The sequence below is a fragment of the Escherichia sp. MOD1-EC7003 genome, from assembly GCF_002965065.1.
In the GTDB taxonomy this organism is placed as follows: domain Bacteria; phylum Pseudomonadota; class Gammaproteobacteria; order Enterobacterales; family Enterobacteriaceae; genus Escherichia.
In genome coordinates, this window is sequence record NZ_PTRE01000030.1 from 57,283 (window position 1) to 71,065 (window position 13,783).

The following is a 13,783-nucleotide window of genomic DNA, read 5'->3' on the forward strand; positions in this document are numbered from 1 at the left end:
CGCCACGCCAGCATTGGGAGATTACAGGTTGTTGAAGATGCGGTTTTCTTGTTCCTGTACACGGATAAACGTGGTGCGCTTGGTCAGTTCTTTCAGGCGTGAAGCCCCAACGTATGTACAAGCTGAACGCAGGCCGCCCAAAATATCACGCGCGGTATTTTCAACCGGACCACGCAGCGGTAGCTTAACGGTTTTACCTTCTGCTGCGCGATATTCCGCAACGCCGCCAACGTGACGTTTCATCGCAGACTCGGAGCTCATGCCGTAGAACAGCATAAATTTCTCGCCGTTCTCCTCAACGATGCGACCGCCACTCTCTTCGTGGCCCGCCAGCATTCCACCGAGCATCACGAAATCGGCACCGCCGCCAAAGGCTTTAGCGACATCGCCCGGCGTGGTGCAACCGCCATCGCTGACGATCATGCCGCCAAGACCATGCGCTGCATCGGCACATTCGATTACCGCAGAAAGTTGCGGATAACCGACGCCTGTTTTGACGCGAGTTGTACAAACAGAGCCAGGCCCAATGCCAACTTTAACGATATCGGCACCGGAGAGGATAAGCTCCTCACACATTTCACCAGTCACTACGTTGCCAGCACAAATAGTTTTGGTCGGCCACGTTTCACGCGCTTTCGCAACAAACTGCACGAAGTGTTCGGAATAACCGTTCGCCACGTCAATGCAAACGAAGTTTAATGCCGGGTTCAGGTCGAGAATTTGTTTGGTTTTTTCGAAATCCGCATCTGACGTGCCGGTAGAAACCATCACATGTTTCAGCACATCAGCGGAAGAGTTGTTGATAAACGCTTGCCACTCTTCGACAGAATAGTGTTTATGCACAGCAGTCAGAATATCAAAAGAAGCCAGCGCAGAGGCCATAGAAAATGTGCCTACGGTGTCCATATTCGCGGCGATGATCGGCACGCCGGACCAGCTCTGACCTGAATGTTTAAAGGTGAATTGACGTTCCAGTTCAACATCAGAACGGCTTTTAAGAGTGGAGCGTTTAGGACGGATGAGAACGTCTTTAAAACCTAACTTCAGATCTTCTTCAATACGCATATGCAGATTCCTGGGGCTAATGGCTATAAGGGTAAGAGCGCAACTCCAGTGACGCTATCATACGCACTAATCAATGCGGCGCAAGACTGCGAAATTGTCTTTTTTTACGCTACAATCCCATAAATTTACCTGGTAAATAGTGAGCGAACGTTTCATCAATTTCGCTTTTGTGCGCTCATTCTTAACGTTTTGATAATCATGATGAATTCCCGGGAATATAAATTATGAGGTATATAGTTGCCTTAACGGGAGGCATTGGCAGTGGCAAGAGTACCGTTGCCAATGCGTTTGCTGACCTCGGAATTAACGTCATTGATGCCGATATTATTGCGCGTCAGGTGGTTGAACCAGGTGCACCTGCGCTACATGCCATTGCTGATCACTTTGGCGCTAACATGATTGCTGCTGATGGAACATTGCAGCGCCGGGCCTTGCGCGAGCGGATCTTCGCCAACCCGGAAGAGAAAAACTGGCTTAACGCCCTGCTGCATCCGCTGATTCAGCAAGAGACGCAACACCAGATCCAGCAAGCAACTTCCCCCTATGTACTGTGGGTTGTGCCATTGCTGGTAGAAAACTCACTGTATAAAAAAGCGAATCGAGTGCTGGTGGTGGATGTCAGCCCAGAAACGCAACTTAAGCGCACCATGCAGCGCGATGATGTAACTCGCGAGCATGTCGAACAAATCCTTGCTGCTCAGGCACCGCGCGAAGCTCGCCTTGCCGTGGCAGATGACGTCATTGATAATAACGGCGCACCGGATGCTATCGCATCGGATGTTGCCCGCCTGCACGCACACTATTTGCAGCTTGCGTCGCAGTTTGTCTCACAGGAAAAACCGTAATGCAGACCCAGGTCCTTTTTGAACATCCACTAAATGAAAAAATGCGTACATGGCTGCGCATTGAGTTTTTAATTCAGCAACTTACCGTTAATTTACCCATCGTTGACCACGCTGGCGCGCTGCATTTCTTCCGTAATGTCAGTGAATTACTGGATGTTTTCGAGCGCGGCGAAGTGCGCACTGAGCTGTTGAAAGAGCTTGACCGCCAGCAGCGTAAACTCCAGACCTGGATTGGCGTGCCTGGCGTGGACCAGAACCGCATTGAAGCATTAATTCAGCAGTTAAAAATGATGGGTAGCGTGTTGATTTCCGCGCCACGTATCGGGCAATTTCTGCGTGAAGATCGTTTGATAGCCCTGGTGCGTCAGCGACTGAGCATCCCGGGCGGCTGTTGCAGCTTTGATTTGCCTACATTGCACATTTGGCTGCATCTACCCCAGGCGCAGCGCGACAGCCAGGTCGAAACCTGGATTGCCAGCCTGAGCCCGCTCACCCAGGCACTTACCATGGTGCTGGATTTAATTCGCCAGTCGGCTCCCTTCCGCAAACAAACCAGCCTGAATGGTTTTTATCAGGATAACGGCGGCGATGCCGACTTACTGCGCCTGAATCTGGCGCTCGATTCACAGCTTTATCCGCAAATTTCCGGTCATAAGAGCCGTTTTGCCATTCGTTTTATGCCGCTGGACAGTGAAAACGGACAGGTACCGGAACGTCTGGATTTCGAACTGGCCTGTTGCTAAGGAGTAAAAATGTCAGAAACTATTACGGTGAATTGCCCAACCTGCGGGAAAACGGTGGTGTGGGGTGAAATCAGCCCGTTTCGGCCATTTTGCTCCAAACGTTGTCAGCTGATCGACCTCGGAGAATGGGCTGCTGAAGAAAAACGAATCCCCAGCAGTGGCGATCTTTCCGAAAGCGATGACTGGAGCGAAGAGGCAAAACAGTGACATTTTGTCTGATGTCGCACGTAGGCCTGATAAGACGCGGTCTGCGTCGCATCAGGCATCATGTGCAAATGTCGGATGCGGCGTAAACGCCTTATCCGACCTACAAAACCTAATTTATCAATGAATTAATAAACCACGTAGGCCTGATAAGACGCGTCTGCGTCGCATCAGGCACCATGTGCAAATGTCGGATGCGGCGTAAACGCCTTATCCGACTTAAAAACGCTTAAGCTTCGAAATTACTGGTTCATTGGCTGGTGGAAAATCTTCTGCATTGAGGCTGGCCTGCGCCATCCACTCACCGGGCTGCCCTTCTTTACCCCACGCTTCCCCTTCCCAGCTTTCGACCAGCCAGAACCATAGCGTTATATGCCTGTCCGGGAATTCATATTCCAGTTTTTCAAACAGCGAAAAATGTTGTGGGGTAATCCCGACTTCTTCCTGCAGTTCACGTACCATCGCCTGTTCCGGCGCTTCACCCATTTCAATTTTACCGCCTGGAAACTCCAGCTTATTCGCCATGTGCGCATCTGCGGCGCGGCGGGTTATAAAGATTTCATTGTTATCGTTGCGAATAATACCTACCGAAATTTGCAGCTTTTTCATTGTCTTAAACCTATAAAAAAGGCGCAGAATCCTGCGCCTTTTACTTCAACAGTTAGCTTTTATTGCAGGCGACCATGGCACTGCTTATATTTTTTACCAGAACCGCACGGGCAAGGATCGTTACGTCCGACTTTGCGCTCACCGGTTTGCGCCGCCAGCGCCGCTGCGGCTGCAGAATAGTCATCCTGATGGCTAAGCTGCTGCATTTGCGCTAAACGCTCAGCTTCCATACGACGCTGTTGTTCCAGCTCTTCAACTTCTTCCGGCATGCGCACCTGAACTTTGCTCAGCGTGCTGATGACTTCATATTTCAGCGACTCCAGCATTGCAGCAAACATGGAGAACGATTCACGTTTGTATTCCTGCTTCGGATCTTTCTGTGCATAGCCACGCAGGTGAATACCCTGACGCAGATAGTCCATCGCCGCCAGGTGTTCTTTCCACAGAGAGTCAAGCGTTTGCAGCATGACGCCTTTCTCGAAGTGACGCATCATCTCAGCGCCAACCACTTCTTCTTTACGCTGATATACTTCGATGGACTGCGCCAGAATGCGCTCACGCAGCGTCTCTTCATGCAGTTCTGGTTCTTTATTCAGCCACTCGGCAATCGGCAAATCGAGGTCGAAATCGTTCTTCAGACGTTCCTGCAGCCCCGGAATATCCCACATTTCTTCCAGAGATTGTGGTGGAATATAGGCATCGATGGTCACTTTGAACACATCTTCACGAATGCTGTTGATGGTTTCGCTCACATCGCTGACATCCAGCAGTTCGTTACGCTGGGAGTAAATGGCGCGACGCTGATCGTTAGCCACGTCATCATATTCCAGCAGTTGCTTACGTATATCGAAGTTACGGCTTTCAACTTTACGCTGGGCGTTGGCAATCGCTTTGGTCACCCACGGGTGCTCAATGGCTTCGCCTGGTTTCATACCCAATTTACGCATCATGCCGGAAACACGGTCAGAAGCAAAAATACGCATCAGCGCATCTTCCATCGACAGATAGAAACGGGAAGAACCGGCATCCCCCTGACGACCAGAACGACCGCGCAACTGGTTATCAATACGACGGGATTCGTGACGCTCAGTACCGATGATATGCAGACCACCTGCCGCCAGTACCGCATCGTGACGTGCCTGCCAGTCCGCTTTGATTTTTTCAATTTGCTCTGAGGTCGGATTTTCCAGCGCGGCAACTTCTGCCTGCCAGCTACCACCGAGCACAATATCTGTACCACGACCCGCCATGTTGGTCGCGATAGTCACCGCAGCCGGATAACCTGCCTGAGCAACAATCGCCGCTTCGTTAGCGTGGAATTTGGCGTTCAGGACGTTGTGCTTAATACCGGCTTTAGTCAGCTCGTTTGATACCAGTTCCGATTTTTCGATAGAAATAGTACCCACCAGCACCGGCTGGTCTTTCGCAGTACGTTCCTTGATATCTTCAATGATCGCCTGGATTTTTTCTGCTTCGGTCATGTAGACCAGGTCTGGCAAATCTTTACGAATCATTGGACGGTTGGTCGGAACAACGACGGTATCCAGCTTGTAGATTGAGCTAAATTCGAACGCTTCGGTATCTGCAGTACCAGTCATCCCTGCCAGCTTTTCGTACAGACGGAAGTAGTTCTGGAAGGTGATCGAAGCCAGAGTTTGGTTTTCGTTCTGGATCTGCACACCTTCTTTCGCTTCCACAGCCTGGTGCAGACCATCGGACCAACGACGCCCCTGCATGGTACGACCGGTGTGTTCGTCAACGATGATAACTTCACCATCTTTAACGATGTAGTCGACGTCGCGGGTAAACAGCGCATGAGCGCGCAGCGCCGCCGTTACGTGGTGCATCAGCATGATGTTGGCCGGAGAGTACAGAGACTCCCCTTCATCCATGATGCCTTCTCTCACCAGCAGTTCTTCAATCAGCACCAGACCACGCTCAGTCAGGTTCACCTGGCGAGATTTTTCATCCACCGAGAAGTGACCTTCGCCCTGGAAGGTTTCGGAGTCCTCTTTTTCCTGACGGATCAAATGCGGAATAATTTTGTTTACTCGCTTATACATTTCCGAGCTGTCTTCTGCCGGACCGGAAATGATCAGCGGTGTACGCGCTTCATCGATCAGGATGGAGTCCACTTCGTCCACCAGCGCATAGTGCAGTTTACGCTGTACACGTTCTTCTGGGCTGAACGCCATGTTATCGCGCAGGTAGTCAAAGCCGTATTCGTTGTTTGTACCGTAAGTGATGTCAGCTGCATAAGCTTCGCGCTTTGCCGGTGCTGGCATACCCGGCAGGTTGATACCGACGGTCAGGCCGAGGAATTCAAACAGCGGACGGTTGTTTTCGGCGTCACGTTGCGCCAGGTAGTCGTTGACGGTAACAACGTGTACGCCCTTACCGGTTAATGCGTTCAGGTAAGCAGGCAGCGTTGCGGTCAGGGTTTTACCTTCACCGGTACGCATTTCTGCAATGCAGCGTTCGTTAAGAACCATACCGCCAAGTAACTGAACGTCGAAGTGACGCATACCAAAGACGCGCTTACTTGCCTCACGCACCACGGCGAAAGCTTCCGGGATCAGATTTTCCAGCACTTCGCCTTTTTCCAGACGCGCACGAAACTCTGCGGTTTTCCCTTTCAGTTCTTCGTCGGAGAGTTTTTCTATCTCCGGCTCCATGGCATTGATAATATTGACCACTTTGCGCATCCGGCGCAGGGTGCGATCGTTACGGCTTCCGAAAACTTTAGTTAATAATTTGATTAGCATAATAAAATCTCAAACGCCCCGCGTTGCGGAGTCAATAAAATGAAGTAAAGGTTTATTGTTGTTAGCTGAGGCGTTGAGGGCCAGCACGGATGCCTTGCGCCTGGCTTATCCAGACGGGCGTGCTGAATTTTGCTTGTGAGGTAAAATACGCATAATCAATGCGATAACCCTTTTCAGACAGCGTGCCTTCCTGGGTCAGCAGCGCGCTGAGCGTATCCAGTAATGCAAGATGTTGCGCCTGAAGAGGCAGAGATTCCTCCGCAACGGGCAGCGTTTGCGGTGCCATTGCGAAGGAAAGATGACGGATTACCGTGCGAATTGCGTGCTGATGCCAGTAATCAACGGAATAATTCGAGTTAGGGCGGCGCGTGTTCGCTTCCAGCAAAGCCAATTGACCAAAGTTAACTTTGGCTGAAGGCTCGTGGTTGCGGGTTGTCGCTTTTGCGGGCGCATTTGGCTCGGCGGCGTTGCTGAGCGCAGGCAAACCTAAACTCGCCGCGACCATCCCTAATAAGAGATGCGGCCAGAAGTAGCGTTTACCAAACTGTCGCCAGCGCGTCAGTATTCCACTCACGTTATTGCCATCCCGATCGTATTCAAACGTAATTAGCGCACAAATCTTATCATTAAAGCCTGAAGTCCACAGCACGAATGAAGATAAGTTGTACGTAAAAGTGCTTAAGAAAACAGCGTTCGCACCGTTTTTTTATAGCTCTTATAAAATTCAAAAAAAACGACTGGTTCACCTGGCCGGAGAGAGTGCCAGATTTGCCAGTCGAATTTTATACGACAGTATAAATGTCGTTATGCCAGTACGGCTGAAGGCGCTTTGAAGGCCAACGGCAGTTCTGCGTCGTCCTGGAAGGTCACATACTCCCAGGCTTCCTGTTTCGCCAGGACAGCCTGCAGCAGTTTGTTATTCAGTGCATGACCGGATTTATAAGCGGTAAATGCACCTATGATGTTGTGACCACACATGAACAAGTCACCGATCGCATCGAGCATTTTGTGACGCACAAATTCGTCTTCAAAACGCAGACCGTCTTCGTTCAGTACGCGATAATCGTCAACAACGATGGCACAATCGAAGCTGCCGCCCAGGCATAAACCACGGGACTGCAGATATTCGATATCACGCATGAAACCGAACGTACGCGCACGGCTGATCTGGCGCATAAACGCATCAGCGGAGAAGTTCATTGCATAGCGCTGGTTGCTGGAGTCAATAGCCGGATGGTTAAAATCGATGGTGAAATCCAGAGAAAAACCATTGTACGGTTTAAATTCAGCCCACTTATCGCCATCTTCGACACGAACAGTCTCTTTGATGCGAACAAATTTCTTGGCGCAGTTCAGCTCGTCGATACCGGCGTCAAGCAGCAGGTATACAAACGGAGCGGCGCTGCCGTCCATGATCGGGATTTCCGGCGCGTTAACTTCGATAACAATGTTATCGATGCCCAAGCCCGCAAGTGCAGCATTGAGGTGCTCTACGGTTGAAATCCGTACATCATGCTCGTTGACCAGACACGTACAGAGCATGGTATCACGCACAGATTTGGCATCGGCCGGGAAATCTACCGGTGGATTCAAGTCGGTGCGACGATAGATGACCCCGGTGTTGGCCGGCGCAGGGCGTAGCGTCAGGGTGACTTTCTTGCCGGTATGTAAACCGACACCCGTCGCCTGAACGATACGTTTAAGTGTCCTTTGTTTGATCATCGTATTATCTCGCCAAATTACCTATCCAACCGAAGTGTACTATACATTCGGCGGGTCAGTTTAGCACAAAGAGCCTCGAAACCCAAATTCCAGTCAATTCTTAATCAGCTTGCTTACGCAGGAATGCTGGGATATCCAGATAATCCGGCTCTTTCGCAGTTTGCGGCGCGTTGTCATTCACGACTTTTGCAACCGGTTTCTGCTCCTGGGTCAACGGTGCCATACCGTGCTGCTGGTAGCGATCCATCACTGGCTGTTGAACCTGCTTATTGGTCACCAGGGTGATTTCAGGACGCTTGTCCATGCCAATACCTGTCGCAACAACAGTTACGCGCAGCTCGTCATTCATATCCGGGTCAAGAGAAGTACCGATAACGACAGTTGCGTTGTCGGAAGCAAATGCACGGATGGTGTTACCTACCGTTTCGAATTCATCCAGACGCAGGTCGAAGCCCGCCGTGATGTTAACCAGCACGCCGCGCGCGCCAGACAGGTCAATATCTTCCAGCAGCGGAGAGGAGATAGCCATTTCAGCAGCCTCTTCCGCACGGTCTTCGCCGCTCGCCACGCCAGACCCCATCATTGCGTAGCCCATTTCAGACATTACGGTACGTACGTCTGCAAAGTCCACGTTCATCAGGCCCGGACGAGTAATCAGTTCGGCGATCCCCTGAACAGCGCCTTTCAGTACATCGTTCGCTGCGCCAAACGCATCCAGCAGGGAGATACCGCGGCCCAGAACTTTCAGCAGTTTGTCGTTCGGGATAGTGATCAGAGAGTCCACATGCTTGGACAGTTCAGTGATCCCCTGCTCCGCGAATGCCATACGCTTTTTGCCTTCAAAGTTGAAAGGCTTAGTTACGACAGCAACGGTCAGGATACCCAAATCTTTTGCCACTTCAGCGACGACTGGTGCTGCACCTGTACCGGTACCACCACCCATACCCGCAGCAATGAAGACCATGTCTGCACCTTCCAGCGCCGCACGCAGTGCATCGCGATCCTCATCAGCCGCATTACGGCCAACTTCTGGATTAGCGCCAGCGCCTAGTCCTTTGGTGATACCGCTACCGATTTGAATCGTCTGTCCAACCGCTGTTTTACGCAGCGCTTGTGCATCGGTATTTACCGCGAAGAATTCAACACCTTCAATGCGCTCGCGCACCATGTGTTCAACAGCATTACCGCCGCCGCCGCCGACGCCGATGACTTTAATCACCGCGTCATTGGTAAGTTCCATTGGTTCAAACATAGTTTCTCTCCGATTTGTGCCTGTCGCCTGAGACCGTAATCATTGTCGGCCTCATAAAAATTAAAACTCTTTTCGCAGCCAACTATTGAGTCGCTTAATCCACGAGCCAACTGATGCTGTAACACGTTTTTCTACTTCAGCTTCACCGTTAAGATGTGACTCTTTCCCGTAGTGAAGCAATCCCACCGCCGTCGAATAATACGGCTCCTGAGCATAATCCGTTAAACCGGTAATGTTCAGCGGCGCGCCGATACGCACCTGCGTATGAAACACGCGCTGAGCACAGGCGGCAAGACCTTCGATCTGCGCTGCGCCACCGGTTAATACAATGCCTGCCGCCAGGTGATGTTTAACCCCTTGTTGGCGAAGCTTTTCCTGCAACTGCAATATCTCTTCGTTGACCAGGTTGAGCAGCTCGGTATAGCGCGGCTCGATCACCTCTGCCAGGGTCTGACGTTGCAGACTCCGCGGTGGACGACCGCCTACGCTCGGCACTTCCACGCTCTCATCTTTTCCAACGATGGAACCCAACGCACAACCGTGGCGAACTTTAATCGCTTCGGCGTCGCTTGGCGGCGTGCCAAAGGCGTAAGCGATATCACTGGTCACGACATTGCCAGCATAAGGAATTACCTTAGTGTGGCGCAATGCCCCACCGGTATAAACGGCGATATCCATTGTACCACCACCGATATCGACAACGCAGACACCCAGTTCACGTTCATCTTCAGTCAATACCGAATAACTTGATGCCAGTCCGGCAAATATCAGTTGGTCAACTTTCAGCCCACAACGTTCAACCGCTTTGACGATGTTTTTCGCCATATCGTTATGACATGTGATCAGATGCACTTTTGCCTGCATCCGCACGCCAGAAAGCCCTACCGGATTCTTGATCCCTTCCTGATAGTCAATCGCATACTCTTGCGGGATCACATGCAGCACACGATGCTCATCGCGCACACGCACCGATTTCGCGGTATGGACGACGTTTCCCACATCTTCTTGCGTCACTTCTTCTTCAGAAATAGGCACCATACCAATTTCATTCTGGCAGCTGATGTGCTTACCAGAAAGCGCCAGATAGACTGAAGAGATCTGACAATCTGCCATCAATTCTGCCTGGTCAATGGCGCGTTGTACGCACTTGACCACGGATTCGAGGTCGTTCACCCCGCCTTTATCCATACCACGCGACGGGCAGCTGCCCACGCCAATGATATTGACCATACCGTCAGGCAGAACTTCCCCTACTAAAGCGGCAACCTTCGCGGTACCAATCTCCAGTCCTACTACCAGTTTTCTGTCCGTCGCCTTGATCATTGTTATTCTGCCTGTGCCTGATTTTGTTGCTGAGTAGATTCCTCTGGCGGCAAGGGCGCCCAGCCGACTGCCGCTCCAGAGTCATAACGCAAATCAACGTAGCTAATCCGTTTGCCATCGGTTTGCGCCTGCTGCTGTAAAACCGGATAAAGTTCTACAAAGCGAGCCAAACGTTTCATCGTATCGCCCCGGCCAAGATTGAGCTTAATATCGTTATTCAGCGTCAACTGCCAAGAACGCCGCGCGGTCATCGCCGCTTCCTTCAGAGTAAATCTATCCTTTGCCAGCATCTGCTCCATATCGCGATAACCCTGCAACACTTCATTGGCGCTGCCTTCCGGGCCATACAACATCGGAAGCACCTGCTTACTGGTGCGATCTGGCGGCACGCTAAAGGTGTTTCCTTCGGCGTCGACCATATGTTGATCATTCCACCGCGCAATCGGCACATATTCAACCAGATGAATCTTCAATTCATCAGGCCACTGCTTTCTGACGCTCACCTGCTTAATCCACGGCAGGCGTTGTTCTATCTGCGTCTGGATGATGTTGACATCCTGGGTCATAAAGGTACCCGGCTCACCCAATGCCAGGATCGACTGCCGGATATCGTCATTACGCGTGTAGTGGCGTTCACCGGTCAACACCAGCTTTGAGAGCGGCAGGCGTTGCGCATCTTCCATCCAGCCCAACACGACCCAGCCGCTCACCAACACTGTCGTTAAAACGGTCAGCAGGAAAAGGATCCCCGCCAGACGCGTTCCATTATTGCGGCGAGAAGAAACGTCTTCTTCGCTGTTTCGCGTGTTCAGAGCAGCCTGCGACATATTAGTCCGCCAGTTCCAGAATTCGTATTACCAACTGCGAGAAGCTCATACCTGCCTGACGTGCCGCCATTGGCACCAGACTATGGCTGGTCATACCCGGTGAGGTATTGGCTTCCAGCAGATAAAACTGTCCATCGCTATCGAGCATGACGTCAATACGTCCCCACCCTTTGCAACCTAAAGTCGTCCATGCTTTCAGCACTAATGCCTGCAAATTGGCCTCTTGTGACGCTTCCAGACCTGCGGGGCAGAAATACTGTGTCTCATCAGAGAGATACTTCGCCTCATAATCATAGAAGGTTCCAGCCGGTTGAATACGTATTGACGGTAAAATTTCTTCACCGAGTATCGCAACCGTGAATTCCGGCCCACTTAACCATTTTTCAATCAATACTTCTTCATCGTGCTGAAATGCCAATCTTAATGCATCTTGCAGAGCATTTTCTGCTACTACCTTTGACATTCCCACGCTGGAACCTTCGCGGCTCGGCTTAACGATAACCGGTAAACCCAGAGCTGAAATTTCGGCTAACTGCTTATCGCTAAGACCGTTTTCAAACTCTGCGCGGGTTAACGCTACCCATGGAGCGACCGGTAAACCTGCGCCTTGCCACAGCAGTTTGCTGCGTAGTTTATCCATTGAAAGCGCAGATGCCATCACTCCGCTGCCGGTATAAGGCAAGCCCATCAGCTCGAGCATGCCCTGCAGCGTACCATCTTCACCACCGCGGCCATGTAGCGCGATAAAAACTTTCTGAAAGCCCATCGACTTCAGTTGTGTCACGTCAACTTCTTTTGGATCGACAGGATACGCGTCAATACCACCTTCACGCAGCCCGGCTAACACCGCGGCGCCAGAATTCAAAGAAACCTCCCGTTCAGCGGAGGTTCCGCCCAACAGGACCGCGATTTTATCAGTCATGTTGTTCTTCCTCCGGAGTTTGCGGCTTCAGTTTGATTTCAGCTAAAGAACGGGCAATTTTTCCGATATTACCAGCCCCCTGAACGAGAATCAGGTCGTTACCGGTTAATACCGGTGCAAGCATCTCGGCTACCTGCGTCGGGTCCGGCACCAGAATAGGATCAATTTTCCCACGTCCACGAATTGTGCGACACAGCGAACGGCTGTCCGCTCCCGGAATTGGTGCTTCGCCAGCCGGATACACTTCCAGCATCAACAGGGTATCAACCTGCGTCAGCACATTGGCGAAATCATCATACAGGTCGCGCGTACGGGTAAAACGGTGCGGCTGAAACAGCATTACCAGGTTTTTATCCGGCCAGCCTGCACGCGCCGCTTTAATGGTGGCGTCCACTTCAGTCGGGTGGTGGCCGTAATCATCGACCAGCATTGCCGTACCGCTTTTACCATTCACTGGCTCCAGCGGGAATTCACCAAGGAAATCAAAACGACGACCTGTCCCCTGGAAGCTCTCCAGCGCACGCAAAATAGCCTCGTCGTCAATCCCCTCTTCCGTAGCAACCGCAACTGCAGCTGCGGCGTTCAGCGCATTATGACGACCAGGCGCATTCAGGGTGACGCGCATCGGCTCTTTGTCCTGGCGCAGCAGCGTAAAGTGCCCCTGCGGACCAATCTGCTGATAATCTTCTACACGCACGTCGGCATCTTCGCTGAAGCCGTAAGTCGTGGTCTGACGCCCCACACGCGGTAACAATTCGCGGATCACCGGATCATCAACACACATCACCGCACGACCGTAAAACGGCAGGTTGTGCAGAAAATTAATAAAAGTCTGTTTTAAATTCTCAAAGTCGCCCTGATAGGTATCCATATGGTCGGCTTCGATATTGGTGACAATCGCCACCATCGGTTGCAGATGCAGGAACGATGCATCGCTCTCATCCGCTTCGGCAATCAGGTAACGACCATGGCCTAAACGTGCATGAACGCCTGCCGCTTTCACCAGCCCGCCGTTAACGAAGGTTGGGTCGAGGCCCGCTTCTGCGTAGATGCTGGAAACCATCGCGGTGGTTGTCGTTTTGCCGTGCGTTCCGGCAATGGCGATGCCATGACGAAAACGCATTAACTCAGCCAGCATTTCCGCGCGACGAATCACCGGAATACGCGCTTCATGAGCGGCGACAATTTCCGGGTTATCGGCAGAAATCGCGCTGGAAACAACGACCACGCTGGCATCACGTACGTTTTCCGGGCGATGGTTGAAATAAATCGTCGCTCCCAGATTCATTAACTGCTGCGTGACCGGATTTGGCGCTAAATCGGAACCACTGATCTGATAACCTTCATTGGCCAGAACTTCGGCAATACCGCCCATACCGGCACCACCGATGCCGACAAAGTGTATGTGCCGAACGCGACGCATTTCGGGCACGATGGAACGCAGTTTTGCCAATTGTTGTGTATTCATTCTTTACGCCATTAACTTCTTACATTCATACGATGCAA

Annotated in this window: 14 protein-coding genes; 3 read left to right on the forward strand and 11 right to left on the reverse strand. The window is 51.5% G+C overall.

Annotation, left to right across the window (positions count from 1 at the left end; all coding sequences use genetic code 11):
- Positions 1-21: 21 nt before the first annotated feature.
- Positions 22-1,065, reverse strand: a complete 1,044-nt coding sequence (gene guaC / locus A7090_RS05135; protein ID WP_105273246.1) for a GMP reductase — start codon at positions 1,063-1,065, stop codon at positions 22-24.
- Positions 1,066-1,220: 155 nt separating this feature from the next.
- Positions 1,221-1,265, reverse strand: a complete 45-nt coding sequence (locus A7090_RS26115; RefSeq protein ID WP_198599563.1) for a hypothetical protein — start codon at positions 1,263-1,265, stop codon at positions 1,221-1,223.
- A 24-nt stretch (positions 1,266-1,289) separates the two neighbouring features.
- Between A7090_RS26115 and coaE the strand changes: the two genes are divergently transcribed.
- From coaE to yacG, 3 genes are read left to right on the forward strand one after another with little or no spacing between them, the layout of a single operon-like run.
- A complete protein-coding gene (coaE, locus tag A7090_RS05140) occupies positions 1,290-1,910 on the forward strand; it encodes a dephospho-CoA kinase (RefSeq protein ID WP_001269517.1) in 621 nt (206 codons plus the stop codon).
- Positions 1,910-2,653, forward strand: coding sequence for a cell division protein ZapD (gene zapD, locus A7090_RS05145; protein WP_105273247.1), 744 nt, complete (start codon positions 1,910-1,912; stop codon positions 2,651-2,653). The genes coaE and zapD overlap by 1 nt, the downstream gene beginning before the upstream one ends.
- Positions 2,654-2,662: 9 nt before the next feature.
- Positions 2,663-2,860, forward strand: coding sequence for a DNA gyrase inhibitor YacG (gene yacG, locus A7090_RS05150; RefSeq protein ID WP_105273248.1), 198 nt, complete (start codon positions 2,663-2,665; stop codon positions 2,858-2,860).
- A 216-nt stretch (positions 2,861-3,076) separates the two neighbouring features.
- On the opposite strand, the gene mutT is transcribed toward yacG, so the two are convergent.
- The 9 genes from mutT to murC form a co-directional block, all read right to left on the reverse strand.
- Entirely contained in the window at positions 3,077-3,466 is a 390-nt protein-coding gene (gene mutT, locus A7090_RS05155; RefSeq protein WP_105273249.1) for an 8-oxo-dGTP diphosphatase MutT, read from the reverse strand.
- Between the two features lie 59 nt (positions 3,467-3,525).
- Positions 3,526-6,231 (reverse strand): preprotein translocase subunit SecA, encoded by a 2,706-nt coding sequence (gene secA / locus A7090_RS05160; protein ID WP_105273250.1) that lies wholly within the window; start codon positions 6,229-6,231, stop codon positions 3,526-3,528.
- A 61-nt stretch (positions 6,232-6,292) separates the two neighbouring features.
- Positions 6,293-6,805, reverse strand: coding sequence for a secA translation cis-regulator SecM (secM, locus tag A7090_RS05165; RefSeq protein WP_105273251.1), 513 nt, complete (start codon positions 6,803-6,805; stop codon positions 6,293-6,295).
- 230 nt (positions 6,806-7,035) lie between these two features.
- Complete coding sequence (gene lpxC, locus A7090_RS05170; protein WP_000595482.1) at positions 7,036-7,953, reverse strand: UDP-3-O-acyl-N-acetylglucosamine deacetylase; 918 nt, start codon at positions 7,951-7,953, stop codon at positions 7,036-7,038.
- A gap of 100 nt (positions 7,954-8,053) precedes the next feature.
- Positions 8,054-9,205 carry a cell division protein FtsZ gene (gene ftsZ / locus A7090_RS05175; protein WP_000462776.1) on the reverse strand — a complete coding sequence of 384 codons (1,152 nt, stop codon included), beginning with the start codon at positions 9,203-9,205 and terminating at the stop codon, positions 8,054-8,056.
- 60 nt (positions 9,206-9,265) lie between these two features.
- Positions 9,266-10,528 (reverse strand): cell division protein FtsA, encoded by a 1,263-nt coding sequence (gene ftsA, locus A7090_RS05180; protein ID WP_105273252.1) that lies wholly within the window; start codon positions 10,526-10,528, stop codon positions 9,266-9,268.
- Between the two features lie 2 nt (positions 10,529-10,530).
- Complete coding sequence (ftsQ, locus tag A7090_RS05185; protein ID WP_105273253.1) at positions 10,531-11,355, reverse strand: cell division protein FtsQ; 825 nt, start codon at positions 11,353-11,355, stop codon at positions 10,531-10,533.
- Between the two features lies 1 nt (position 11,356).
- The gene (gene ddlB / locus A7090_RS05190) at positions 11,357-12,277 is read right to left on the reverse strand and encodes a D-alanine--D-alanine ligase (protein ID WP_105273254.1); all 921 of its coding nucleotides are present in this window, start codon (positions 12,275-12,277) and stop codon (positions 11,357-11,359) included.
- Positions 12,270-13,745 carry a UDP-N-acetylmuramate--L-alanine ligase gene (gene murC / locus A7090_RS05195; RefSeq protein WP_105273255.1) on the reverse strand — a complete coding sequence of 492 codons (1,476 nt, stop codon included), beginning with the start codon at positions 13,743-13,745 and terminating at the stop codon, positions 12,270-12,272. Before murC ends, ddlB begins: the two co-directional genes overlap by 8 nt.
- Between the last annotated feature and the right edge of the window lie 38 nt (positions 13,746-13,783).

Excerpts from the sequence above, each read along its gene's own strand:
- mutT (WP_105273249.1), bottom strand. The coding sequence starts at position 3,466 with ATGAAAAAGCTGCAAATTTCGGTAGGTATTATTCGCAACGATAACAAT.
- secA (WP_105273250.1), bottom strand. The coding sequence starts at position 6,231 with ATGCTAATCAAATTATTAACTAAAGTTTTCGGAAGCCGTAACGATCGC.
- coaE (WP_001269517.1), top strand. The coding sequence starts at position 1,290 with ATGAGGTATATAGTTGCCTTAACGGGAGGCATTGGCAGTGGCAAGAGT.
- murC (WP_105273255.1), bottom strand. The coding sequence starts at position 13,745 with ATGAATACACAACAATTGGCAAAACTGCGTTCCATCGTGCCCGAAATG.
- ddlB (WP_105273254.1), bottom strand. The coding sequence starts at position 12,277 with ATGACTGATAAAATCGCGGTCCTGTTGGGCGGAACCTCCGCTGAACGG.
- ftsQ (WP_105273253.1), bottom strand. The coding sequence starts at position 11,355 with ATGTCGCAGGCTGCTCTGAACACGCGAAACAGCGAAGAAGACGTTTCT.
- lpxC (WP_000595482.1), bottom strand. The coding sequence starts at position 7,953 with ATGATCAAACAAAGGACACTTAAACGTATCGTTCAGGCGACGGGTGTC.
- yacG (WP_105273248.1), top strand. The coding sequence starts at position 2,663 with ATGTCAGAAACTATTACGGTGAATTGCCCAACCTGCGGGAAAACGGTG.
- zapD (WP_105273247.1), top strand. The coding sequence starts at position 1,910 with ATGCAGACCCAGGTCCTTTTTGAACATCCACTAAATGAAAAAATGCGT.
- ftsZ (WP_000462776.1), bottom strand. The coding sequence starts at position 9,205 with ATGTTTGAACCAATGGAACTTACCAATGACGCGGTGATTAAAGTCATC.
- guaC (WP_105273246.1), bottom strand. The coding sequence starts at position 1,065 with ATGCGTATTGAAGAAGATCTGAAGTTAGGTTTTAAAGACGTTCTCATC.
- ftsA (WP_105273252.1), bottom strand. The coding sequence starts at position 10,528 with ATGATCAAGGCGACGGACAGAAAACTGGTAGTAGGACTGGAGATTGGT.